The following is a 24,845-nucleotide window of genomic DNA, read 5'->3' on the forward strand; positions in this document are numbered from 1 at the left end:
ATATGTCACAGCAACCGTGTTTCCACTGCAATGAGCCGGTTCTGACCGGCAATCAATTCATTACCCGCATCGATGGCAAAGATGAAATCATGTGTTGCCCCGGCTGTCAGGCCGTTTCCCAGGCCATTGTCGATGCGGGCCTGCTCTCCTATTACACCTATCGCACCGAGCCAGGCAGCCGCCAAACGGCGCTGGTGCCGGAAAGCCTGAACCATTACAGCGCCTACGATCTGCCGGAAGTACAGCAGGACTTTGTGCATGGCCGCGATGGCTTGGACGAAGTGACTCTGAGTATTGATGGCATTACCTGCGCTGCCTGCGCCTGGTTGATTGAGCATAAACTGCAGCACGTCGAAGGCGTGGAGCGCATTCAGGTTAACTCCACCACCCAGCGTGCCTTTATTCGCTGGCAACCTGGCAAAATCAAACTGAGTGAATTGCTGTCTGCCATTGGCAGCATTGGCTATTCGGCGGCGCCGTTTCAACTTGACGATCAGGAAGTAGTCGCCAAACGCAACACCCGCCGCTTTTTGCTGCGGCTTGGGCTGGCAGGCTTTGCCACCATGCAGGTGATGATGTTTGCCCTCGCCCTGTACGCGGGCTACTTCACCGACCTTGAAACCGAGTTTCGTGATTATTTTCGCTGGGTCAGCATGATATTTGCCGCCCCGGTGGTGTTCTACTCAGCGCAGCCATTTTACTTCAGTGCCATCCGCGCCATATTGAGCGGCAAGCTGAATATGGATGTATCTGTGTCGATTGCGATTTGCGGCGCCTATATCGCAAGCTGCGTTGCCACCATCAATGGTACCGGCGAGGTGTACTTCGAGTCGGTGTCCATGTTCACCTTCTTTTTGCTGTTGGGACGCTATTTCGAACAAAATGCCCGCCAAAAGGCTTCGGTCAGCTCCAGTAACCTGCACAAGTTAGTGCCGCTTACGGCAAGCCTGGTAACAGATTCAGGCGTTGAAGAAATCCCGGCCAAGAAGCTGGCAGTTGGTGATGTGATTTTGGTGAGTCCCGGTGACGTGATTGCCGCCGATGGTGCAGTGGTCGATGGTCTCTCCGGAGTTAACGAGTCCATGCTTACCGGCGAGCAGTTACCCATCGCCAAAGGCATTGGCGCTGAGGTCTATGCCGGTACCATTAACCTCGAGCAGCCGCTTAAGGTTAAAGTAACAGCCACCGGCCAGGATCAGCTGGTCGCCGAAATCATTCGCCTGCAGGAAATGGCCTCCAATGCCAAGCCCGCAATCGCCCTTACCGCCGATAAGTTAGCCCGCTATTTCTCTGCCACTATTCTGACCATTGCCGCCATTACCTATGTGGTGTGGCGTCAGTTTGCACCGGAAGATGCTTTTTGGGTCACACTATCAGTGCTGGTTGCCACCTGCCCCTGCGCCCTCGCGCTGGCAACGCCTACCGCGGTGACCTGTGCGACAGGGCTTTTCACCCGCCTTGGGATTATTTCAAGAAACGGCAGCGTATTTGAAAAGCTGCCCAGGCTAAACCAAGTGGTGTTCGATAAGACAGGCACTTTGACCTGCGGCCATTTCAGTCTTGGGGAGGTGAAGCTCTTCTCAGAAATGGATAAAGACCAGGCACTTGCCATCGCCTCGGCGCTGGAAAAAGGCTCGCTCCATCCCATCGCAAAACTGTTCAGTCAGTTCCCTACTAAGTTCAGCGCCGCAGAACCTGCTACCCAGGTGGGCTTTGGTGTCTCCGGCTTGATTGATGGCAGCCGTTATTACATAGGCAGCGGTGAATATCTGGAGGTTGCAGTCGCAAGCAAACTCACAGGCCAATGGGTGTACCTTGGCAATGACACTGGTCTTATCGCCGCCTTTGAAATTCAGGACAAACTCAGGGACGATGCCAGGCACACCTTAGATACTCTGCGTGCATCCGGTCTTGGCGTCAGTATTGCCAGTGGTGATACCTCGTTGCACCTTAGCAATGTGGCCAACACCCTCGGGGTCAACGATGTACATGGCGGCCTGAAACCCGCTGATAAGCTTGCCTTTATCGAAAAGCATCGCAGCGAGGGCAAAGTCGTGGCCATGTTTGGTGATGGCATCAACGATGCCCCTGTGCTCGCTGGCGCCGATTTGTCGGTTGCCATGGGCAGCGGCAGCGCGGTGGCGAAGAACAGCGCCGACCTGATTTTGCTTGGCGATCACCTGAGCCGCTTTATCGATGCCGTCACCATTGCCCGCAGCACCAATCGCATTATTCGACAGAATTTGGCCTGGGCTCTGGGGTACAATGTGTTTATTCTGCCCCTCGCCGTTACCGGCCATGTGGTGCCCTATATTGCCGCTATCGGCATGTCTGCCAGCTCACTGATTGTGGTCGGCAACAGTTTAAGGCTGCTGAGGTTAAAGCCATGAGCATAATTTACGTACTTATCCCTATCGCCATGTTATTTGTGCTCATTGCCGTTGGGGTATTCTTTTGGGCGGTACGCTCTGAGCAGTTTGATGATTTGGACCGCCAGGGCGCATCCATTCTGTTTGAAGAAGATAAACCTAACAAAGCTGTCAAAGCTCACAGCGACAATCCCGCTGACAAAGACAGTAACGCGGAATCCCAGTGATGGAATACAACCTGCTGGGTGCTCTGGTGGTTGGTCTGATGGGGGCTGGCCACTGTTTTGGTATGTGTGGCGGCCTGGTAGGCGCCTTTTCGAGTCAAATTCCGGCGCCCCAGCGCCATCAAAATCCCCTTGCCCATCGCCTCAGTTTTCTGCTTGCCTATAACTTGGGCCGCGTCGGCAGTTACACCTTGGCGGGAGCGCTGGCAGGCGGCCTTACCGGCGGTCTGGCGTTTTTGTTTGATGCCCAGTCACTGCTGCTGGTCATGCGCTTCGTTGCCGGGGTGATGATGATTGTCCTTGGCCTCTATATCGCCAAAATCTGGGCAGGTGTTACAGCGCTTGAAAATGTTGGCCGGGTGCTCTGGAAACGCCTTGAACCCGTTGGCAGACGAATGCTGCCCCTGGATACCCAGCTTAAGTCATTCAGTGCCGGCGCTGTGTGGGGATGGCTGCCCTGTGGTCTGGTGTATTCAACCTTAACCTGGTCAGTGGCCAGCGGCAGTGCGCTGCACGGCGCGCTGATTATGCTGTGTTTTGGCCTGGGAACCCTGCCCGCGCTGCTCAGTGCCGGAATAGCCGCGAAGACCCTCGCCAACTGGTTGCAAAATCGCACCGTCAGGTGGTTAAGTGGGGCGCTGCTCGTAGCCTTTGGGCTGCAAACTCTATATATTGGTGTCGCTCAGCTCGGCTAGCCCGGCAAGTGCATTTGAGTTAACATGTAGTTAATAAAAAGGTTTGGGATCACACAATGCCAATAGAACAAAATAAACTCCGCCGTCCCGCTGCTACAGGTTGCACCATTCATTGTCATGATTGCAGCATGGGAACGCTGTGCATTCCTTTTACGCTTAACTCAAATGAGCTTGACCAACTCGACAACATTATCGAGCGCAAAAAACCGATTCAAAAAGGCGAACAGATTTTTAAGTCCGGCGATTCATTGAAGTCACTGTATGCCATCCGCTCCGGCACCATCAAAAGCTACACCATTACCGAACAAGGCGATGAACAGATCACCGGCTTCCATCTTGCCGGCGACGTGATTGGCTTTGACGGTATCCATGCACAAACCCATCAAAGTTTTGCCCAGGCTTTGGAAACCTCTATGGTGTGTGAAATCCCATTCAACACCCTCGATGATCTTTCTGGCTCCATGCCCAAACTTCGTCAGCAAATCATGCGCTTGATGAGTAATGAAATCATGTCCGATCAGGAAATGATCCTGCTGCTCAGCAAGAAGAACGCCGAAGAGCGCCTGGCTGCCTTTATCGCCAATCTGGCTACCCGCTATGGCAATCGTGGTTTCTCCCAGCGCGAGTTCCGCCTGACCATGACCCGTGGTGATATCGGCAATTACCTCGGCCTGACCGTGGAAACCATCAGTCGCCTGCTGGGCCGGTTCCAGAAGTCAGGTTTGATTGAGGTTAAGGGCAAATACATTACCATTCTCGATTTTGCCGGGCTCAATTCACTTGCTGGCAATGCGCGTATCGCAAGATAATCGCAAGTGATTGATCCAAAACAAAGCAACGCCCAGTCGCTCGTTCATCATAGGAAGTGAAACCAAGCCAATTTCAGGAGGCAGCCATGAAGGATTATCAGAAGTTATTGGTCGTGATTGACCCCACAAACGATCGTCAGGTGGCTCTTGAACGTGCGGTGGAGCTAGCCGCCAAAAACCAGGGCAGCATCACCGTCTTTCTGTCGATTTTCGACTTCTCCTACGAAATGACCTCTATCCTCTCTGCCCATGAGCGCGAAGCCATGCGTAAAGGGGTAATCGATCAGCGTGTGGCCTGGCTTGGTGACATCCTTACCCCTTATGTAAACAAAGGCCTTGAGATCGAAACCAAGGTGGTGTGGCACAACCGCCCCTTTGAAAGCATTATCAATTTTGCCATTGAAGGTGAGTTCGATGTCATCATCAAGGGCACCCACGAGCACGATAAGTTAAAGGCCGTTATCTTCACCCCAACTGATTGGCACCTGATGCGTAAGGCGCCGGTACCGGTTTTGCTGGTGAAAGAGCACGACTGGCCGGTTGACGGTAAAATCCTTTGCGCCGTCAACGTCGCCACAGAAGATCCTGAGCATCAGCAGCTCAATGGCAAAATTATCGAGCATGCCAAAGCGCTTGCCGCGCAATTTAACGCCCATGTACATCTGGTGAACGGCTACCCGGGCACACCGGTAAACCTTGCCATTGAACTGCCCAACTTCGACGCCCACAGCTATAACGAATCTATTCGTCTGCAACACGAGCAGCGGGTGCAGTATCTCGCTGGCGCCTATGGCATTAATCCAGACCATTGCCATGTGAAAGAAGGCCTGCCAGAAGATGTGATCCCCGAGCTTGCCGTGGCGCTGGATGCTGAGCTTGTGATCCTTGGTACCGTTGGCCGCACCGGCTTTTCTGCCGCGCTGATAGGCAACACCGCCGAGCACGTCATCGACAGTCTCAACTGTGATTTGCTGGCCATTAAGCCCGACGGATATAAATCTCCGCTTGTGGAAGGCTAAGGCTTTACCCTAAGCCACTAAGCTGGAATAATACGCGCCCTGAAACCTAGGTTACCGGGCGCTTTTTTATGTCTGACGTTGTAATGTCTGAAATCCAGCAAGACGAACTTTCCAAAAAACAGATCACTCGCCTCAATAAGCTGCAAAAGCGGCTGCGTCGCGAAGTTGGCAGCGCTATTGCCGACTACAACATGATCGAAGAAGGCGACCGGGTGATGTGCTGCCTGTCCGGCGGCAAAGACAGCTATGCCATGCTGGATATTCTGATAAACCTGCAACAGCGCGCCCCTGTGTCGTTCGAAATCGTTGCGGTAAACCTGGATCAGAAGCAACCTGGGTTTCCTGAGCACATTCTGCCAGCCTACCTCGACAGCCTTGGGATCCCTTATCACATCCTTGAGAAAGACACTTACTCTATCGTTAAGGATAAAATCCCTGAAGGCAAAACCACCTGCTCTTTGTGCTCTCGCCTGCGTCGCGGCACCCTTTATGGTTTTGCCCAGCGGATCGGCGCCACAAAAATAGCCCTGGGTCACCACAGAGATGACATCATAGAAACCCTGTTTCTGAACATGTTCTACGGTGGAAAGATGAAAGCCATGCCGCCAAAGCTGCTGTCTGACGACGGTGCCAACGTGGTTATTCGTCCCCTCGCCTATTGCCGCGAGAAAGACATCGAAGAGTACGCGCAGCTTAAAAACTTCCCCATTATTCCGTGTAACCTGTGTGGTTCACAGGAAAACTTAAAGCGTGCCGCCATTAAAGACATGCTTAAGCAATGGGACCGTCAGCACCCTGGCCGTATCGAAACTATCTTCACCGCCATGCAAAATACGGCGCCATCTCAAGGGGTTGACCGCGAGCAGTTTGATTTTGTGTCGCTTAAGCAAGATCCCAATGCCGAGTTCCGTGGTGATGTTGCCGAGGCTGATTTGCCCGCCTTCGACTTTATGGACGTCTCCAACAGCGGCCATATCGATTTGGACAAAGCGGCCAAGCCCGTGGGTGAGCGCATTGATATTGTGTCTACCTTCACGCCCTAATTAGCGCAGAAATAGCTGATATAAAAAAGCCCGCATGATGCGGGCTTTTTTGTTTTTACGGCCGTATTTAAGGGCGCTACTCACCCACTAACACAATCAATTCGCTGCGCTGACTAAGGCTTGTTACGGCCTTACACCGAGTTATTGAGCGCGGTTAAACCAGGGGCTGACCACAGCTGCCGCTTTGCTGAATTTGAGGGTTTCGGTGGCGTCAATCTCATTACTGCCAAGAATAAACTCACCATTGACCACAGACTCAATACCATTGCGGCTGACCGTGGTTTCTGCTTCGTCGAACACAAACCGAATACCATCGGCAGGCTTGGCAAAGTACTTCATCGGGAAGCCCTGCAGTGCAGCTTGCAGGTCATCCATTTCCTGTTTCAAAGCACTCAGATCTGCGGCTGTATAGGCAGCTTTTGGCACTCGCTCTCGAATTTGCAGCGCCAGACCACAGCCTTCGGCATCGCCCTGAGTTTCGAGTTCCACCAGGGCGCGCATGGTTTTCAGCTCATCATCAAAAGGGATGTACAACCTTTGATCTTCAGTAAAGGTCAGCGGGAAGCGCTTGGTTTCTGTGGTAATTTCACCGCTGACAATCTTGCAGCCTTCAGTTTGTGGTACAGAAAATGTCAGCTCGACTCTTGGGTATTCGCCTCGATTTACCACCTTCAGGCGGTCATGGAACCCTGCGTACTCCAGCGATACCTTGCCGGCAAATCCGGGCATAGACAGCAACAGGCTAGACAGCAGACACAGCTTGATTGTCCGTTTCATCATTGGTTTCCAGATATTTTTGGTTATGCCGCAACATTTGCAGCAGTTCATCCACGTAGGCCTCACGGCGCTCGGAATAATTCAGCAGCCCATAAACCAGACTGGAGGCATCCGGCTCTTGCCCTTTCAGGCGCTGCTCGGCGCGAATGGCGCGAAACAGTTGATAAGCCGGATGGGTATTTAAATTGTTGATATAGGACGCGATGGCATCTTCCACCGTGTTAAAGACGGTGACTTCATGGCTCATATCCTGGCCGCGCGCCGAGGGCACAATACCGCAGCCCTTGCTGTAGCACCACTGACCAAACAGGTTCAACCCTTCTTTGGCAAAGCGCGAGCTGCCCCAGCCGCTTTCATTGGCTGCCTGCACCAGCACCAGCGACTCTGGCACTATGTCGATACGTTTTAAGAGCCGCTCTGCGGTTGCAAGCTCAGTGGCTTCCTCAATACCGTATTCAGCAGCCAACCTTGCCAGGGCTTTACTTTCTTTGCGCGAAAGGGCTTGACCGCTGTTCAGCTTTACGAGCATTCGGTTAACGTTTTCGCGCTTTTTCAGGGTGCTCTGGTTAATTTCCTGTACGATTGGGCGCAGAAAATCAAAAAAAGCGGCCTTTTTTTCGCCAACATCCTGATAGGTTTCGAAATCCGGCAACCTGGTTGTTTGTGACAAGGTTGGCAAGGTTTTCATGGTGTTACGAGGGGCGTCCATTTCCGGTATCAGGCTTATCCGTAGCAAAAAAATCGCAGTAAAACACAGGGCGAAAGCAAAAATAAGCGTAGATATCTTACCGGTTTTCAATAGTTTAATCCTGTTATTCAGGCGAAAGTATGTTCGCATCCGGCATTATATGTGATAAGGCTCCCATAGCAAAATTAATGGCTGTATAATCCAGCCGTTTTATCTAAACTATTGGGGTTTAGATTGCCCGACAAGGGGTGTCGGCGCTTTCAGTTATATGTCAGGGAAGTCGCAGATGGATATTTTGCAGCTTAACGATTATCGAAAAGTGGTCGCCATTGGCGGCGGTCACGGTCTTGGACGGGTACTTTCCAGCCTGTCATTTCTCGGTCCCAGACTCACAGGCATAGTGGCCACCACAGATAACGGTGGTTCCACAGGTCGCCTGCGAGCGCAGCATGACTGTATCGCCTGGGGCGACCTTCGTAACTGTTTATCCCAATTGGCCGACCGGCCATCGGTAGGTTCACTGCTGTTTGAGTACCGCTTCGAGGGCGAGACCGAGCTTGGTGGTCACAACCTTGGCAATCTTATTCTCTATGCACTGGATCAGTTGTGTGTACGACCACTCGATGCGGTCAATCTTATTCGCGGCATGCTGAAAATCGAGTGCAAGCTAATCCCCATGTCCGAACAGCCTACCCATCTGGTGGCGTTGGAAGCCTGTGGTAATCGGGTGTTTGGTGAGTTGGACGTGGACAGGCTTGAAAGCCACCCCATCGCGCTGTCGCTTGAGCCCATGGTCGAGCCGACTCAGGAAGCCTGCCAGGCAATTGAAGAAGCCGAACTCATCGTACTGGGCCCGGGCAGCTTTTTAACATCCACCCTGCCCGCTTTATTGCTGCCCAAAATCGCCGCTGCCATTCGCCGCTCAAAAGCCAAGGTTATCCTGATTGATAACCTGACCGCTGAAGTGTCGGCCGCCGCCAACCATCTTTCGCTCAAAGAGCGCATCGACTGGTGCCATCAACTGATTGGCAAACCGATGATTGAGCGGGTGTTGTGCCACGCCGATGAAGAACGTGTTGATGGCATTTGCCATTATTTACCACTTAAGAGCAAACATCACCGCGGTTTGCATGATACCCAGGCGCTGGCAAAAGCCATTATGTCGCCTATGGGTCGCAGCAGGTTGATTGCCTGAATCAGCAAAGACGAATTAACAACGGCAAATCAACAGTAACAAACAAAAAAGGCTGCCATCGCAGCCTTTTCTATTTTGGAACCTATGCTTGGCGATTTACGCGAGCACAGCTGCTATTGCCTTACAAATGGCGGGCATGTTGCTTTGGGTCATACCGGCCACGCTGATGCGGCCCGAGCCAACAATGTACACCCCATGTTCGTTTTTGAGCGCTTCAACCTGAGCTTTATTCAGGCCAGAGAAGCTGAACATTCCCATTTGGTGGCTGATAAAGGAAAAGTCCTGGGTCACGCCGGCGGCGGCCAGGCTTTCCACAAACAAGGTACGCATCTTGGCGATACGCTCACGCATTTCGGCGAGCTCCTGCTCCCACTGCGCCTTAAGCTCGGGACGGCTGAGGATGGTGCTCACAATCATGGCGCCGTGAGCCGGTGGGTTTGAGTAGTTTGCACGAATGGTGCGTTTGATTTGGCTGAAAGCAACTTTGGCTTCATCATTAGTGGCGCCTACCAGGGTCACAGCACCGATACGCTCGTTATACAGACCAAAGTTTTTTGAAAACGAATTGGCAATCAGCAGCTCAGGCACCATGGACGCCACCAGACGCAGACCTTCGGCATCTTCTTCAATACCACGGCCAAAGCCCTGATAGGCAAAGTCAAACAGTGGAATAAGACCTTTGGCAGCACACAGCTCACCGACCTTCTGCCACTGCTCGAGGGTCAAATCGATACCGGTTGGGTTGTGGCAGCAGCCGTGCAGCAGCACCAGGTCGCCTTCCACAGCAGCGTCCAGCGAGCTCAGCATGGCGTCGAAGTCGATACCATGTCTGGCCGCATCGTAGTAGCCGTATTCTTTTACAGTCAAACCGGCGGTTTCAAAAATGTTCTGGTGATTGGCCCAGGTGGGGTTACTCACCCAAATCACCCGGCTTTGGGTGTTACGAACCACAAACTCAGCGGCAATACGCAGCGCCCCTGTGCCGCCCGGCGCCTGAGCTGTTACGGCGCGGCCAGCATCAAGCACTGGGTGGGCTTCACCAAACAGCAACCCCTGCACCACCTTGTTGTACAGGGTTACGCCTTCGATGCCCAGATAGTTCTTGGTGGTTTCCTCGTCCAGCAGAATGGCTTCGGCCTGCTTAACGGATTTCAGTACCGGCGTCTGCCCTGCCTCATCTTTATAGATCCCTACCCCGAGGTTGACTTTATCGGTCCGTGGATCGGCCTTAAAGGCGTCGGTCAGACCTAAAATCGGATCGGCGGGTGCGGGTACAACCTGGGAAAATATCATGGGATCTATCCTTTATTCAGTGAGGGTAACGAAAACCGCATAGTTATAGCATTGCGCGCCGCAGCCGTTAAGCCATGCCTAAAGATTCTTTGTGAAAATCTCTAATAGATGAATATTCGTCAAAATTTTGAATAAAACTTTGATAAGTATAAAACGGATTTGAAATGGGAGAGTGTTGGAACTTGAAGTGGAGGCGCGACCCGGAGTCGAACCGAGATCGACGGATTTGCAATCCGCAGCATAGCCATTCTGCCATCGCGCCACAAAGTGAATAAGGAAAGATTGGAGCGACATATCGGGTTCGAACCGATGACCTATACCTTGGCAAGGTATCGCTCTACCAACTGAGCTAATGTCGCATTTGTCGCGTATAACCTCGTCAAACTAGGCTTGGTATCGCTGCCTTTGCCTGACTGAGCTAATATCGCATTTCCTTACTGCCAACAGAGTTCCCTGTCAGCGAGTTGCATTCTACCTTTTTCGATCGACCAGTCAACGGCTTTTTGCCCCGAAATGTGCTGTCTGGCGGTTAATTGTGCGAACAATAACAAAAGCCCGGCATTGCCGGGCTTTTTAGCTGTCAACCTGATGCTGATTACTCAGACACAGGCAGTGACAGGTGGTTCAGGCCGAGCATTTTCTGCATCACGCCCACTACCTGACAGCTGTAACCAAACTCGTTGTCGTACCACACATACAGGATGGCGCGTTTACCATCGGCGATAGTGGCTTCGGAGTCAACTACACCGGCGTAACGTGAACCAACCAGGTCGCTGGATACGATTTCAGTGGAGTTGGTGAAATCGATTTGGTTTTGCAGCGGTGAGTGCAGCGCGACATCCAACAGATAATTGTTGATATCGTCTTTGCTGGTCTCAGCATTCAGGTTCAGGCTCAAAATAGCCATGGACACGTTTGGTGTAGGTACGCGGATAGCGTTACCGGTCAAACGACCTGCCAATACTGGCAGCGCTTTGGCAACGGCCTTGGCTGCGCCTGTCTCGGTGATAACCATGTTCAGCGGTGCGCTGCGACCACGGCGATCGGCCTTGTGGTAGTTATCGATGAGGTTCTGGTCATTGGTGTATGAGTGGATGGTTTCCACGTGACCGTTTTCGATACCGTACTTGTCGTTGATGGCCTTCAGCACCGGCGTAATGGCGTTGGTGGTGCAGGATGCGGCAGAAACGATTGTGTCTTCATCGAGAATGTCGTTATCGTTTACGCCGAATACGATGTTCTTGATGTTACCTTTGGCAGGTGCCGTCAGCAGCACCTTGGCAGCGCCTGGACTCTTGAGGTGCAGACCCAGACCCGCTTCATCTTTCCACACACCGGTGTTATCAACGACCAGCGCATTGTTGATGCCATACTTGGTGTAATCCACTTCTTCCGGGCCGTTGGCATAGATGATCTGGATGTAGGTACCGTTGGCGATGAGGGCGTTGTTTTCTTCATCGATTTCCACAGAGCCATTGAATGGACCGTGAACAGAGTCGCGGCGCAGCAGGCTGGCACGTTTCTCCAGATCGCCGGCACGGCCGCCACGGATAACGATGGCGCGCAGACGCAGCTTGTTACTGCGGCCGGTGCGTTCAATCAGCAAGCGGGCCAGCAGACGACCAATACGGCCAAAACCGTACAGTACTACGTCTCTTGGCTCTACTTCATCGGCATGGTCGATGGCGCTGGCCAGTTCGTGGGCCATGTAGGCCTCGATTTCACTGGCGTCGCTGTGGTTGCGCCAGTAATTTACGGCGAGCTTGCCGATATCCACTTTACACTGCTTAACTGCCAGCTTGCTCAGGGCCTCAATAAAAGGGAAGCTTTCGCGCAGACGCAGTTTGTCACCTACGTGGCGACGCACCAGACGGTGAGCCTTAATGATTTCGATGGTAGAGGCGTTCAGCAGAGGCTTGCCATAGACAACAACTTCTACACCTTGGTTGCGATACAGTTTACCCAGCAGAGGTTGCATAGCCTCGGCCATTTCAAATCGTTCTTGCCAGCTTTGCAGGTGTTTATCAGCACTCATGTACAGATCCTTTATCTCACTTTTCTATATTTATTTACAGAAAGGTTTGAGTAACAAACAGAAACGACCATAATCAGTTTAGTATAGGGTCGGGCTCCGATTTTGGTCGGCGCTATTGTAATGAAACTTGCTCCGCCTTACCAGTAAGATATTTTCGCTAAGCGTGTAATTTTATTAGAGAAAATGCCGTGAAAAGCCACTCCACCCGTTCTTTTTTTGTAATGTTTACATCATTTATTGCCTTTTCCTGCGGATTTGTGCTTTTTGGCTGCGATAATGACCGTAACACAGACGCTATTTGTAAAAATAATCCCGAACTTTGCGAAGATCTGCACCGCGACAGTTGGTGTCGCTATGAAAAAGGCGACCTTATTCGTCAGCGCTTCATTTTAAAAAGCACCCCTGAGCCCAGCGGCAAACAAATTTACGACCAATTGCGCTTCCTGGAGGTCTATTCCAAATGCATTGAGCTTGCCGCTGGTGTGCAGCATAAAGTGAATGTGTCGCGCACCAACGACAGGATGCGCGCCTTTGGCATAAGCGTTCAAAACCTAGAAGAATTACAGGAGTCCACCAAGGGCGCCACCGACCCTCACCTCGCCTACTATCACTGGTCACGCTTCAATGACGCCAAGGCGCTTGATGTGCTGTTGAAGGCCGAGGCCGATGGCCAGGTCGACGACCCGGAATTGCTGTCAAAACTCGCGATTTACTACCTGAAGACTGACGCCGCCAGGGCGAGAACCTTGTATCTTGATGTTTTGGCGCACACCGATGCGGCTCACTCAGATCCCGATTGGCTGTTGGGGCTGGCAACCGCCTCGCGTAACCTGCACGATTTGGAGTCGAGTTATCTCTATTCACGCGCCAATGTGTTTTTAACCGGTCAGGCGGTGAACGAAGCACAAATGCATGCGCTGGTGAAAGGCGATAAACAGCTTATTGCCATGCTGGATGAACAGGCTCAGGCACTTGCCGATGCCATCAAGTCCGGCAACTTTGCGGGCAGTAGCATTGAAAAAACGCTCAGAGCCAAAGCTGCACCGGCCGCGGCAAAATCTGCGCCAGAGCATGAAATTCCAGCGCCAGATGGCCAATAAATTATAAAAAGCGAGAGCGGTGTAAAATAATAACGTTTTTTGGGGCGATAATCGGGTTAAAACTGGGAATTAACTTGACGAATTCAAACAATTTGGTAATTTTACTACCAGATATTGTTTATAATCACTGAGGGATATGAAATGACTATCCGCGTAGCAATTAACGGCTATGGCCGTATCGGTCGCAACGTACTGCGTGCTCTGTACGAAAGCGAAAAAGAATATCCTATCGAAATCGTTGCTATCAACGATCTCGGCGACGCCTCCATCAACGCCCACCTGACCAAATACGATTCTGTACACGGCCGTTTCAACGCCAAAGTTGAAAACGACGCAGAAGCGATTTACGTCAACGGCGACAAGATCCTCACCTTCTCTGAGCGTGACCCAGCCAAGCTGCCTTGGGCCGATCTCAAGGTTGACGTGGTGTTTGAATGTACCGGTATCTTTACCTCTAAAGAAGCCGTACAGCCTCACCTGAATGCCGGCGCCAAGAAAGTGATCATCTCTGCCCCAGGCAAGAACGTGGATGCGACCGTGGTTTACGGCGTAAACCAGAATGTGCTGACCAGCGACATGACCGTTATCTCCAACGCGTCCTGTACCACTAACTGTCTGGCGCCATTCGCCAAGCCGCTGAACGATGCCATTGGTATCGAGTCTGGCCTGATGACCACCATCCACGCCTACACCAACGACCAGCGTCTGTCTGACGTGTATCACAGCGATCTGCGCCGTGCCCGTGCTGCTGCCATGTCCATGATCCCAACCAAGACCGGCGCCGCTGCTGCGGTAGGTTTGGTGGTTCCTGAGCTGCAAGGCAAGTTTGATGGTCTGGCGGTTCGCGTACCTACTGTGAACGTGTCTCTGGTTGACTTGTCTTTCATCGCCTCTCGCGACACCACTGTGGCCGAAGTGAATGAAATCATCGAAAAAGCTCTGGCTGCCGATGTAGTTCTGAGTCAGGTACTGGCAGTAAATAAAGAGCCGCTGGTGTCTATCGACTTCAACCACAATGCCTTCTCTTCCAACTTCGACGCTACTCAAACCCGCGTAAGTGGTCGTCTGGTGAAGGTTATGGCTTGGTACGACAACGAGTGGGGTTTCAGCAACCGTATGCTGGACAACGCCGTTGCCCTGATGAACGCCAAGTAAGACGTTCTCACACAGGAAAAGGCCCCTCGGGGCCTTTTTTGTTGCCTGCGTTCCGCTCACTGCTGATGTGGTTTTCAGGCGTTCGCTGCAAGTTGCCAACTATTCCTGACTGCTCACGACTCACTTCTGCCTAACCGAGTCGGAAGCTACAAACCTCAGGTCCCTCTGTAGCCTCGCTTGTTTGAGCGCCATCGTCAGGGAAGGCAGCTGCTATATATGCTGCTAAATACAGGATCCCAAGCGGGTATCAGCTGCCCTATTCCGCCTCCTTATTCAGCTTTTAACCGGGATGGCCAAGCCAAGATAGCGAACAAGATAGCTAAATAAGCAAAGATAGTTCAGCGCCTGTTGACCCCGCTGCTTTTATTGTGCTCCGGCCACACAGCAATACTCGTCTTAGCACCGAAGCCAGAGCCATATCCAACGCACGCTACCGCGTTATGCCTGCTTTATTCCTTAAGCAAGCAGCGATTGCTTGCGACGTTATCGTAAGATGCCAATAAAAAAGCCCCGCAGGTGCGGGGCTTTCACGAATCAACTGTTAATTGAAGGCGTCAGCTTAGTTTAGACCAGCCAGCGCTTCTTTACACAGGCTGGTGATCCTGTCCCAATCACCGGCGTCCATGGCGTCCGTTGGAGCAATCCAACTGCCACCGATGCAATCTACGTTCTTCAGTGCCAGGTAGTCCTTGTAGCTTGAAGGCGTGATGCCGCCGGTTGGGCAGAAGCGGATATCCGCCAGCGGGCCCTGGAAGGCTTTCAGTGCATTCACACCGCCAGAGGCTTCGGCTGGGAAAAACTTAAAGTGACGATAGCCAATGGCCATACCCGCCATTACTTCAGAGATACTCGCCACACCAGGGATAAGAGGTACTTTCCCCTGAATTGCGGTTTTCAGCAGCTCTGGATAGGCACCCGGCGTGATGATGAACTGAGCACCGGCATTCACCGCCTGCTCGAGCTGTTCTTCATTCAAAATGGTACCGGCGCCGACCAAGGCTTCAGGAACTTCTTTGGCAATTTTTTCAATGGCTTCGAGAGCACATTCGGTGCGCAGCGTCACTTCCAGCACACTGATACCACCGGCTACCAATGCCTTTGCCAAGGGCACAGCATGTTCGAGCTTGTTGATCACCATGACGGGAACAATCGGGCTGCGCTTAAAAATATCCTGTGGTTGCAAAGACCAGTTATTCTCAGACATCTGTCGTTTCCTTCATGGATTAATAGTATTCATCAATGGCGTCAGTACAACGTGCACCGGTTTCTGGGCTGCTGAGGTTCTGTCTCAGGGCGCCAAACAGTTCGCGGCCCATACCGAAGCGGGACTTTTTAAGATCCACGGTTTCAGCCACTCGGGCGTTGAGTTCGGTTTCAGACACCAGCAGCGACAACTCACCTTTGATGGCATCGATTCGGATAAGGTCGCCATTTTGCACCTTGGCAATCAAGCCACCGTCCAGCGCTTCCGGCGTCAGGTGAATAGCGGCAGGCACTTTACCTGAAGCACCGGACATACGACCGTCGGTCATCAGTGCGACTTTAAAGCCTCTGTCCTGCAGGGTGCCAAGGATTGGCGTGAGTTTGTGCAGCTCAGGCATGCCGTTGGCTTTCGGGCCCTGGCCTTTTACCACTACTACACAGTCTCTATCGAGCTCGCCCGCTTTAAACAGCGCATCGAGCTTGTTCTGATCGTCAATCACCACCGCTGGTGCTTCAACGATGCGGTGTTTTTCCTGCACCGCCGACACCTTGATAACCGCGCGGCCAAGGTTACCTTTCATCAGCTTAAGGCCACCGTTGCTTTGGAACGGCTCGCCCACAGGGCGCAGTACTTCGCCGTCCAGGGTTTCGGCAGGACCGTCAACCCAGGTCAGCTCGCCATCCAGCAGCTTGGGCTCCTGGGTGTAGCGGCGCAGACCAAAGCCGGCAACTGTGTTCACATCTTCGTGCACCAGACCTGCATCCAGCAGTTCCTTCATCAGGAACGCCATGCCGCCTGCGGCGTGGAAGTGGTTGATGTCGGCATGACCATTTGGGTACACACGGGCAAGCAGCGGCACCGCATCGGACAGCTCGGAGAAATCATCCCAGTTGATGATGATGCCGGCAGCGCGGGCAGCGGCCACAATGTGCATGGTCAGATTGGTGGAACCGCCGGTGGCCAGCAGCGCAACAATGCCGTTCACAATGGATTTTTCGCTGACGATTTCACCTATGGGTGAATACTGCAGCCCTTGCTCGGTCAGGCGGCATACCTGTTTGGCAGCCATCTTGCTCAAGGCTTCACGCAGCGGATCGTCAGGGTTAACGAAGGATGAACCTGGCAGCTGCAGACCCATCACTTCCAGCACCAACTGGTTGGAGTTAGCTGTGCCGTAGAAAGTACAGGTACCGGCGCTGTGATAAGAACTGGCTTCAGCTTCCAGCAGCGCGGCGCGGTCGACCTTGCCTTCGGCAAACTTCTGGCGAATACGCGCTTTTTCTTTGTTGGGGATGCCTGAGCGCATTGGGCCAGCCGGTACGAACAGCATCGGCAGATGACCAAAGCTCAGGGCACCAATCAGCAGACCGGGGACAATCTTGTCGCACACACCCAGCAGCAAGGCACCATCAAACATGTTGTGTGACAAACCAACGGCGGTGGCCATGGCTATCACCTCACGGGACAGCAGAGACAGCTCCATGCCGGGTTGGCCCTGGGTCACCCCGTCGCACATGGCTGGCACGCCGCCAGCTACCTGCGCCACACTGCCCACTTCATTACAGGCTGCTTTAAGCAGACTTGGATAATGCTCGTAAGGCTGATGCGCCGACAGCATGTCGTTGAACGCGGTCACAATGCCGATATTGGCCTTGTTAAGTTGGCGCAGCGACTGTTTATCATCGGCACCGCACGCGGCAAAACCGTGGGCAAGGTTGCCACAGCTGAGGCTGGATCTGTGCACTGTCTGACTGCGGGCTTCGCCAATGGCGGCCAGATAAGCACTGCGGCTTTCTTTACTGCGTTCGATGATCCTGTCGGTCACCGACTTAACTACGGGGTGCATACATTGCCTCCTTAGGCGCTCCAATACACGTCCAGGGGCGTTTTGTGCTGCCCGAGAACCACACGGATTGGCATCGCTTTGACATCATCGCTTTCCAGCGCCTGACGATAGACGCTGAGCTTTTGTTCGCCCACCAGATGCAAATAGATCTGGCGACTGTTCAGAATGGCCTGTTTGGTCATTGTGATACGCTCGTGCGGCGCCGTGGTTGGCGTCACCGCCTCACACAGGTTGCTGCTGTCGAGCGCTCTATCAAGCTCTTTTGAGCAAGGGAACCAGGAACAGGTGTGACCATCGTTACCCATGCCAAGTACAACCACATCAAATGGACGTGGCACATTGGCAAGCTGCTCTGAGGTCATGGCAGCGCCTTCTTCGGCGCTGGTGAACATATTCTTAAGGCCGCGGAATTTGGCGGAGGCTGCCCGGTGTTGGAGCAGATTCTCACGCACCAGTCGCTCGTTGGAATCCTTGTGGTCGTTGTCCACCCAGCGCTCATCCGCCAGGGTCACAAACACTTCGTTCCAATCGATGGCCTTCTTCGACAGGGTCTGGAACAGCTTAATGGGCGTAGAGCCACCACTGACCACCAGGCTCGCCTTACCACGGGCATCCACCGCTTCCTGCAGCTGACGTGCAATACGCTCGGCCAGCTGAGTTTCCAAAGATTCGGTGTTGTCGAATGATTTAAATACAGTTTCTTTAAGCACCCTCGCCTCCTTACTCATCCCAGGAGCGGCCATCTTTGGTGATGAGCGCTACCGAGGCTACCGGGCCCCAGGTACCGGCCGGATAGGCCTTGGGTCTTTCGTTACTGTTTTCCCATGCCTGGATGATGCCATCAACCCAGGTCCAGGCCTGCTCTACTTCATCGCGGCGCACAAACAGCGCCTGATTACCGAGCATGGCCTCCAAAAGCAGACGCTCATAGGCATCGGCGATACGCTCGTTCTTGAAGGTATCGGAGAAGCTCAAGTCCAGTTTGGTGGTTTGCAGACGGGTCTTCTGCTCAAGCCCCGGCACCTTGTTCATCATCTGGATTTCCACGCCTTCGTGTGGTTGCAGACGAATGGTCAGCTTGTTGGGCGGCAGATTACGGTAGTTGGAGCGATACAGGTTGTGCGGTGGGTTTTTAAAATACACCACAATTTCTGAGCTCTTGAACGGCATGCGCTTGCCACTTCGCAGGTAAAATGGCACACCGGCCCAGCGCCAGTTGTCGATATCAACCCGCAGCGCCACAAAGGTCTCGGTGTTCGAGTCCACATTGGCGCCTTCTTCTTCGAGGTAACCAGGCACAGGGCTGCCTTTAAGGAAGCCAGCAGAATATTGGCCGCGAACCGTGTTCTCGTTGACGTTATCCATATTGATAGGGCGCAGTGATTTGAGCACTTTCACCTTTTCATCACGGATAGAGTCGGCATCCAGGTTTACCGGCGGGTCCATGGCAACCAGGGTCAGCACCTGTAACAGGTGGTTTTGGATCATGTCGCGCATCTGACCGGCTTTATCGAAGTAACCCCAGCGGCCTTCGATACCCACTTCCTCGGCCACGGTGATCTGCACATGGTCAATAGTGCGGTTATCCCACTTAGAGGCAAACAGCGAGTTGGCAAAACGCAGCGCAATCAGGTTTTGAACGGTTTCTTTACCCAGGTAATGGTCGATACGGTACACCTGGTTTTCGTTGAAGAACTCAGAAACCTGATTGTTGATGACTTTGGAAGATTCGAGGTCGGAGCCGATGGGCTTTTCGAGAACAACGCGGGTATCGGGGAAAATCAGATTCTGTTCGTGCAGGCAGCGGCAGATGTCGCCAAAAATGGCCGGTGGGGTCGCGAAGTAGTTCACCATCACCCGCTTTTCCGGCTCAAGCAGCTCGTGGAAGGCGCCGTACCCTTCTGACTCAGTGAAATTGGTGCCGACATAATGGCAGCGCTCAATGAATCGGGCCAGGGTGGTTTCGCACAGTGCTTCTTTAACGAAGGTGGTCAGTGCGGTCTTAACCAGCTCTTTGAATTCTTCAGTGGAAAAGTGGTCTTTGGCGACACCGATGATTTTGGTGTCGTTATGAAGCAGCTTGGCTTTGTCCAGCTGATATAAAGAAGGGAGCAGTTTACGTCTCGCGAGATCGCCCTTGGTACCGAAGAGGACAAAATCACAGGCCTTCGCCCCGGTTGTAGTGTTGCCCATTGCTGCAAGCTCTCCTTTGTCATCGGCTTCACCGTATGATGGACGGTTGAAAGCCCTTTTGTTGTAATATAACAACAGATTTTGTTAAATGCATCCATAATTTGAAAAATCGTCGATACCGCCATGCTAGGCAGCCAAAGACGAAATCTGTTATTATTTTTGTGCTTAAATTACTGTTGGCAGTAGTAAGTTGGTGTGAAATCACCGCTAAAACTGTAAGCGGCAAACCACTTTGTGATCCAGACAGCAAATTGAAACGCTGTGATCAGAAAATAAAAAAATAACACCTTCATCAATAGCGGACGTACGCGTATGAATACCCTAGAAAAGGTCCAGAAAAGTCTAAACCAATTCAGCAAGTCAGAACGCAAAGTGGCAGAAGTTATCCTGGCCTCTCCACAGACTGCGATCCACTCCAGTATCGCAACCCTGGCCAAGATGGCCGATGTGAGCGAGCCTACCGTCAACCGTTTTTGTCGTCGTCTCGATACTAAAGGCTTTCCTGATTTTAAATTACATCTGGCCCAAAGTCTTGCCAATGGCACGCCCTACGTCAGCCGCCACGTTGAAGAAGATGACTCCCCTGAGTCCTACACCACGAAAATCTTCGAATCTTCAATGGCTTCTTTGGACACTGCCCGCCAAAGCCTCGATATGCAGGCCATCAATAAAGCAGTGGATATACTGACCCAGGCCAAGACCATTTCTTTCTTTGGCCTGGGCGCGTCCGCCGCCGTGGCCCACGATGCCCAGAACAAATTTTTCCGTTTTAACGTACCTGTGATTTGTTTCGATGATGTGTTGATGCAGCGTATGAGCTGTATTAACAGCAACGAAGGCGATGTTGTGGTGCTGATTTCCCACACTGGTCGTACCAAGTCATTGATTGATATAGCAAGACTTGCACGCGAGAACGGCGCTGCCGTGATTGCCATTACCGCCCGTAACTCGCCTTTATCAGTCGAATGTACACTGGCAGTCACCATGGAAGTGCCGGAAGATACAGATATGTACTTGCCCATGGCGTCAAGACTGGCCCAGCTGGTGATTATTGACGTGCTTGCCACTGGATTTACCCTGCGCCGCGGTCCAAGATTCAGAGACAGCCTGAAGCGCGTGAAGGAAGCCCTGAAGGAGTCCAGGATCAATAAAGATCCGGACCTGTAACTGGATTCCATGACTTCCCCGGCGGTCAGAATCTACTCTGATCGCCATTCCACCGCCAAAAGTTGGCGGTTTCTCACAAAAATAAAAGCTTGAGATAGATCATTTTGTTTGTAACTTTCCTACATAATATGCGCCAATGTCTGTTAATATAGTCTTCAGATTAACTTGAAACTTAACGGAGTAACTCATGTTCCGCAGAACCAAAATCGTTACTACCCTCGGCCCTGCCACAGACCGTGACGATAACCTTCGCCGCATTATCGCGGCTGGTGCTAACGTAGTAAGACTCAACTTCTCCCACGGTTCCCCCGAAGATCATCTTGAGCGTGCCACCCGCGTACGTAACCTTGCCAAAGAGCTCGGTGTTCACGTTGCCATCCTCGGCGACCTGCAAGGCCCCAAAATCCGCGTATCTACCTTTAAAGACAACCGTAAGGTTCAGCTGGCACTGGGTCAGGAATTTACCCTCGACGCAGAGCTTGCCAAAGGTGAAGGTGACGAAACTCAGGTTGGTATCGACTATAAAGAGCTGCCCGATGACGTGGTTGTTGGCGACATCCTGATGCTCGACGATGGCCGTGTGCAGCTGAAAGTGGAACGCGTTGAAGGCCGTAAGGTGTTCACCTCGGTAACCGTTGCCGGTCCTTTGTCCAACAACAAAGGCATCAACAAAAAAGGCGGTGGCTTGTCTGCTGCGGCGCTGACCGAAAAAGACAAGGCCGATATCATCACAGCTGCCCGCATTAACGTGGACTACCTGGCGGTATCTTTCCCACGTACCGGTGCCGACCTGAACTACGCACGCGATCTGGCCAAAGCCGCTGGCTCAAATGCCATGATTGTTGCCAAGGTTGAACGCGCCGAAGCCGTTGCCACTGACGAAGCCATGGATGACGTGATCCTGGCCTCTGACGCCGTCATGGTTGCCCGTGGCGACCTGGGTGTGGAAATCGGTGATGCAGCGCTGGTTGCCGTGCAGAAGAAACTTATCAGCCGCTCTCGTCAGCTGAACCGCGTTGTGATCACCGCGACCCAGATGATGGAGTCGATGATCACCAGCCCAATGCCAACCCGCGCCGAAGTGATGGACGTGGCGAACGCCGTATTGGATGGTACCGATGCTGTGATGCTGTCTGCCGAGACCGCTGCCGGTGACTTCCCTGAAGAAACCGTACGTGCCATGTCCAACGTGTGTCTGGGCGCCGAAGCGCATCCAAGCGTGAAAGTGTCCAAGCACCGTATGGATGAGCGTTTCAGCTCAGTGGAAGAAACCATTGCCCTGTCGACCATGTATGCCGCCAACCACCTCGACGGTGTGAAGGCAATTATTGCCTTGACCGAGTCTGGCGCCACTGCCCAGTTGATGAGCCGTATCAGTTCTTCTCTGCCTATCATTGCCCTGTCACGCCACGAAACCACACTGGCGAAAATGGCACTGTACCGCGGTGTGCAGCCAGTCTACTTCGACTCAACTGCGTTCCGCGCTGACGAAGTAGCTGCTCAGGCGCTGGAAGCCGTTCGCGGCGCAGGTTATCTGACCTCTGGCGATCTGGTACTGATGACCAAAGGCGATGCCATGGAAACCATCGGTGGCACCAACACCTGTAAGGTACTGATCCTGCCTTAATATTTGTTCGTCTGATTTGCCTCGCCAGCCGCAGGCAATCATGACAGACAACAGCAAGAGCAAATCTCTTAAAAGAAAAAGGCACGCAATGCGTGCCTTTTTTATTGTCTGCTCAATCAGTTACAGCGAGGCAAACTCATCCACGTTGATGGCAGCCAGACGCAGCTCATCGGCTTTCTTAAGGCTTGCCAGTTCATCAGCGTTGATAACACCGGCTTCCAGCGCCTGCTCAAGCATAGTAGGAGACATACCCTTGCCTTTCAGTTTGCCTTCTTTCTGGGCGGCGCGGATTTTCTTGTAAATTCCGCGGCACTCAAACTGGGCAATAAAGGCTTCTTCCACTTCGGCAATGCCGCCCTTGTCGCCTTCAAATGAAGGACACAGGAAGGTCAGACGATCGCGGGCAGGACCGGGTTTGAGCATGGCTTCCACCACGTCAGTGGCCAGCTTGTCCGATGGTCCTTTGAAGTGATTGCCAATAGGGAACACCAGTGCACGCAGCAGCCAGGCCACGGGGCGCATTGGGAAGTTACGCAGGGCATCATCCAGCGCCTTGGCGGCCTTCATCAGACGGGTTTGCATCACATAGTGAACGGTTGGCAAATCATCGTGCTGACGGCCATTGTCTTCAAAAAGCTTCAGGGTCGCAGACGCCAGGTACAGCTCGGACAGCACATCGCCCAAACGGGCCGACAGCATTTCACGGCGCTTAAGCTCACCACCCAGGATAAGCATGGCCATATCGGTCATGATGGCGAGCGCAGAAGACATACGACCCATATGCTGATAGTAACGTTTGGTTTCACCGCTCACAGGCGACTGGGCAAAACGGCTGCCAGTGAGTGCCGAGAACAAACTCGAGAAAGCGTTGCGGGTGGCATAGCCCATATGGCCCATCAGCAGATCATCAAAACGCTCCAGCGCTTCATCCACGTCCGCCATGCCGGCCGCTTCCATTTCTGCCAATACGTAAGGGTGGCAGCGGGTTGCGCCCTGGCCGAAAATCATCAGGCTGCGGGTCAGAATGTTAGCCCCTTCCACAGTAATGGAGATGGGGTTCGCCATATAGCCGTGGGCCAGATAGTTTTTCGGGCCAAGCTGAATGCCTTTACCGGACTGGATATCCATGGCGTCATTCATTACGTCACGGCCCATTTCGGTCATATGGTATTTGGCGATGGCAGTCACCACTGACGGCTTCACCTTCAAATCGATACCTGTTGTGGTCAGACGGCGCGCCGCCTCCAGCTGATAGGTGTTACCAATGATGCGCGCCAGCGCTTCCTGCACACCTTCAAAGTGACCAATGGACATACCAAACTGCTTGCGCACAAAGCTGTAAGCCGTGGTGGTTTTGGTGGCGACATGGCCGGAAGCCGTTGCCAGCGCAGGCAAGGAGATCCCGCGGCCGGCCGACAAACATTCAACCAGCATACGCCAGCCTTTACCGGCATACTGCGGGCCACCGATGATCCATTCCAGCGGAATAAACACCTTATCGCCACGGGTAGTGCCGTTCATAAACGCCATATTCAGCGGGTTGTGGCGGTTACCGATTTCAACACCCGGGTGATTGGTCGGAATGAGCGCACAGGTAATGCCAATGTGCTTCTTGTCGCCAAGCAACCCTTCGGGATCCTGCATCTGGAACGCCAGACCCAGTACGGTCGCCACTGGCGCCAGGGTGATGTAACGCTTGTTCCAGCTAAGCTCAAGGCCGAGTACTTCGTCACCGTTGAATTCGCCTTTTTTCACCACGCCCACATCGGGAATGGCACCTGCATCAGAACCGGCTTCAGGGCCTGTCAGTGCAAAACAAGGGATTTCATCGCCCTTGGCTAGGGCTGGCAGCCAAAAGTCCTTTTGCTCCTTGGTACCATAGTGAGTCAGAAGCTCACCCGGGCCCAGAGAGTTTGGCACCATGACGGTAACGGCTGCGCTGACACTGCGGCTAGCCAGTTTGGCTACAATGGTAGAGTTGGCATAGGCGGAGAATCCTTTACCGCCATACTTTTTCGGGATGATAAGTGCGAAAAAGCCTTCTTTTTTGAAGTAATCCCACAGCTCTGGAGGCAGGTCTTTACGGTTATGAACAATGTCGAAGTCATCAATCATCGACAGCGCGGTCATCACCTGGTTGTCGAGGAAAGCTTTCTCTTCTGCGGTTAAGGATGATTTGCCGTAGGCATGCAGCGCATCCCAGTTAGGCTTGCCGCGAAACAGCTCCCCTTCCCACCAGACATCGCCCGCTTCCATGGCTTCACGTTCAGTATCAGACAGCGGTGGCAGTACCCGTTTAAAAAACGCAAATACCGGCTGAGTGATAAACTTCATCCGCAAATCTTTTACCGCAAACAGCACAATGACGGCTGCCACCAACAATAACAACAATGTGATCATGGCAAT

20 protein-coding genes and 2 tRNA genes are annotated in these 24,845 nt (G+C 52.9%); 11 read left to right on the forward strand and 11 right to left on the reverse strand.

The genetic code is table 11. The annotated features are described in order from the left end of the window. Window positions 1-2: 2 nt before the first annotated feature. From STH12_RS07350 to ttcA, 6 genes are all read left to right on the forward strand, one after another. Window positions 3-2,390, forward strand: a complete 2,388-nt coding sequence (locus tag STH12_RS07350; RefSeq protein WP_126166951.1) for a heavy metal translocating P-type ATPase — start codon at window positions 3-5, stop codon at window positions 2,388-2,390. Further along, complete coding sequence (ccoS, locus tag STH12_RS07355; RefSeq protein ID WP_126166952.1) at window positions 2,387-2,596, forward strand: cbb3-type cytochrome oxidase assembly protein CcoS; 210 nt, start codon at window positions 2,387-2,389, stop codon at window positions 2,594-2,596. The genes STH12_RS07350 and ccoS overlap by 4 nt, the downstream gene beginning before the upstream one ends. Next, entirely contained in the window at window positions 2,593-3,288 is a 696-nt protein-coding gene (locus tag STH12_RS07360; protein ID WP_164551160.1) for a sulfite exporter TauE/SafE family protein, read from the forward strand. The genes ccoS and STH12_RS07360 overlap by 4 nt, the downstream gene beginning before the upstream one ends. 56 nt (window positions 3,289-3,344) lie before the next feature. Further along, window positions 3,345-4,097, forward strand: coding sequence for an electron transport transcriptional regulator EtrA (gene etrA, locus STH12_RS07365; protein ID WP_126166954.1), 753 nt, complete (start codon window positions 3,345-3,347; stop codon window positions 4,095-4,097). Between the two features lie 86 nt (window positions 4,098-4,183). Beyond that, window positions 4,184-5,116, forward strand: coding sequence for a universal stress protein UspE (gene uspE, locus STH12_RS07370; RefSeq protein WP_126166955.1), 933 nt, complete (start codon window positions 4,184-4,186; stop codon window positions 5,114-5,116). Between the two features lie 83 nt (window positions 5,117-5,199). Further along, a complete protein-coding gene (gene ttcA / locus STH12_RS07375; RefSeq protein ID WP_126169456.1) occupies window positions 5,200-6,159 on the forward strand; it encodes a tRNA 2-thiocytidine(32) synthetase TtcA in 960 nt (319 codons plus the stop codon). Between the two features lie 141 nt (window positions 6,160-6,300). Here ttcA and STH12_RS07380 read toward each other — a convergent pair whose 3' ends face one another. Both STH12_RS07380 and STH12_RS07385 read right to left on the reverse strand, forming a co-directional pair. Beyond that, the gene (locus STH12_RS07380; protein WP_164551161.1) at window positions 6,301-6,939 is read right to left on the reverse strand and encodes a DUF2987 domain-containing protein; all 639 of its coding nucleotides are present in this window, start codon (window positions 6,937-6,939) and stop codon (window positions 6,301-6,303) included. Beyond that, window positions 6,902-7,645, reverse strand: coding sequence for a glucosaminidase domain-containing protein (locus tag STH12_RS07385; protein ID WP_237158787.1), 744 nt, complete (start codon window positions 7,643-7,645; stop codon window positions 6,902-6,904). The genes STH12_RS07380 and STH12_RS07385 overlap by 38 nt, the downstream gene beginning before the upstream one ends. A gap of 265 nt (window positions 7,646-7,910) precedes the next feature. Between STH12_RS07385 and yvcK the strand changes: the two genes are divergently transcribed. Beyond that, window positions 7,911-8,819: a uridine diphosphate-N-acetylglucosamine-binding protein YvcK gene (yvcK, locus tag STH12_RS07390; protein WP_126166958.1), complete on the forward strand. Its 909-nt coding sequence runs from the start codon at window positions 7,911-7,913 to the stop codon at window positions 8,817-8,819. Window positions 8,820-8,915: 96 nt separating this feature from the next. Here yvcK and STH12_RS07395 read toward each other — a convergent pair whose 3' ends face one another. The 4 genes from STH12_RS07395 to STH12_RS07410 all read right to left on the reverse strand — a co-directional run bounded on the left by STH12_RS07395 (window position 8,916) and on the right by STH12_RS07410 (window position 12,147). Next, a complete protein-coding gene (locus tag STH12_RS07395) occupies window positions 8,916-10,112 on the reverse strand; it encodes an amino acid aminotransferase (RefSeq protein WP_126166959.1) in 1,197 nt (398 codons plus the stop codon). A 188-nt stretch (window positions 10,113-10,300) separates the two neighbouring features. Further along, window positions 10,301-10,374, reverse strand: a tRNA-Cys gene (locus tag STH12_RS07400). 21 nt (window positions 10,375-10,395) lie between these two features. Continuing rightward, window positions 10,396-10,471, reverse strand: a tRNA-Gly gene (locus STH12_RS07405). 236 nt (window positions 10,472-10,707) lie between these two features. After that, window positions 10,708-12,147, reverse strand: a complete 1,440-nt coding sequence (locus tag STH12_RS07410) for a glyceraldehyde-3-phosphate dehydrogenase (RefSeq protein ID WP_126166960.1) — start codon at window positions 12,145-12,147, stop codon at window positions 10,708-10,710. A 221-nt stretch (window positions 12,148-12,368) separates the two neighbouring features. Between STH12_RS07410 and STH12_RS07415 the strand changes: the two genes are divergently transcribed. Next, window positions 12,369-13,247 (forward strand): DUF2989 domain-containing protein, encoded by an 879-nt coding sequence (locus STH12_RS07415; protein WP_126166961.1) that lies wholly within the window; start codon window positions 12,369-12,371, stop codon window positions 13,245-13,247. A gap of 141 nt (window positions 13,248-13,388) precedes the next feature. Then, complete coding sequence (gene gap / locus STH12_RS07420; RefSeq protein WP_126166962.1) at window positions 13,389-14,402, forward strand: type I glyceraldehyde-3-phosphate dehydrogenase; 1,014 nt, start codon at window positions 13,389-13,391, stop codon at window positions 14,400-14,402. A 559-nt stretch (window positions 14,403-14,961) separates the two neighbouring features. Here gap and STH12_RS07425 read toward each other — a convergent pair. The 4 genes from STH12_RS07425 to zwf are packed head-to-tail and all read right to left on the reverse strand — an operon-like array spanning window position 14,962 to window position 19,645. Next, window positions 14,962-15,606, reverse strand: a complete 645-nt coding sequence (locus STH12_RS07425; protein ID WP_126166963.1) for a bifunctional 4-hydroxy-2-oxoglutarate aldolase/2-dehydro-3-deoxy-phosphogluconate aldolase — start codon at window positions 15,604-15,606, stop codon at window positions 14,962-14,964. Window positions 15,607-15,625: 19 nt separating this feature from the next. Beyond that, a complete protein-coding gene (edd, locus tag STH12_RS07430) occupies window positions 15,626-17,452 on the reverse strand; it encodes a phosphogluconate dehydratase (protein WP_126166964.1) in 1,827 nt (608 codons plus the stop codon). Window positions 17,453-17,463: 11 nt separating this feature from the next. Then, entirely contained in the window at window positions 17,464-18,162 is a 699-nt protein-coding gene (gene pgl / locus STH12_RS07435) for a 6-phosphogluconolactonase (RefSeq protein ID WP_126166965.1), read from the reverse strand. A 10-nt stretch (window positions 18,163-18,172) separates the two neighbouring features. Beyond that, on the reverse strand, window positions 18,173-19,645 hold the full coding sequence (gene zwf / locus STH12_RS07440) for a glucose-6-phosphate dehydrogenase (RefSeq protein ID WP_126166966.1): 1,473 nt from the start codon (window positions 19,643-19,645) through the stop codon (window positions 18,173-18,175). A 312-nt stretch (window positions 19,646-19,957) separates the two neighbouring features. On the opposite strand from zwf, the gene STH12_RS07445 reads away from it, so the two are divergent. Then, window positions 19,958-20,812, forward strand: coding sequence for a MurR/RpiR family transcriptional regulator (locus STH12_RS07445; RefSeq protein WP_126166967.1), 855 nt, complete (start codon window positions 19,958-19,960; stop codon window positions 20,810-20,812). 187 nt (window positions 20,813-20,999) lie between these two features. Beyond that, window positions 21,000-22,439 (forward strand): pyruvate kinase, encoded by a 1,440-nt coding sequence (gene pyk, locus STH12_RS07450; protein ID WP_126166968.1) that lies wholly within the window; start codon window positions 21,000-21,002, stop codon window positions 22,437-22,439. A gap of 120 nt (window positions 22,440-22,559) precedes the next feature. Here the strand turns inward: pyk and STH12_RS07455 are convergent, their stop codons facing one another. Next, on the reverse strand, window positions 22,560-24,839 hold the full coding sequence (locus STH12_RS07455; RefSeq protein WP_126166969.1) for an acyl-CoA dehydrogenase: 2,280 nt from the start codon (window positions 24,837-24,839) through the stop codon (window positions 22,560-22,562). Window positions 24,840-24,845 lie beyond the last annotated feature (6 nt).

It is taken from the genome of Shewanella khirikhana (genome assembly GCF_003957745.1).
GTDB lineage: Bacteria > Pseudomonadota > Gammaproteobacteria > Enterobacterales > Shewanellaceae > Shewanella > Shewanella khirikhana.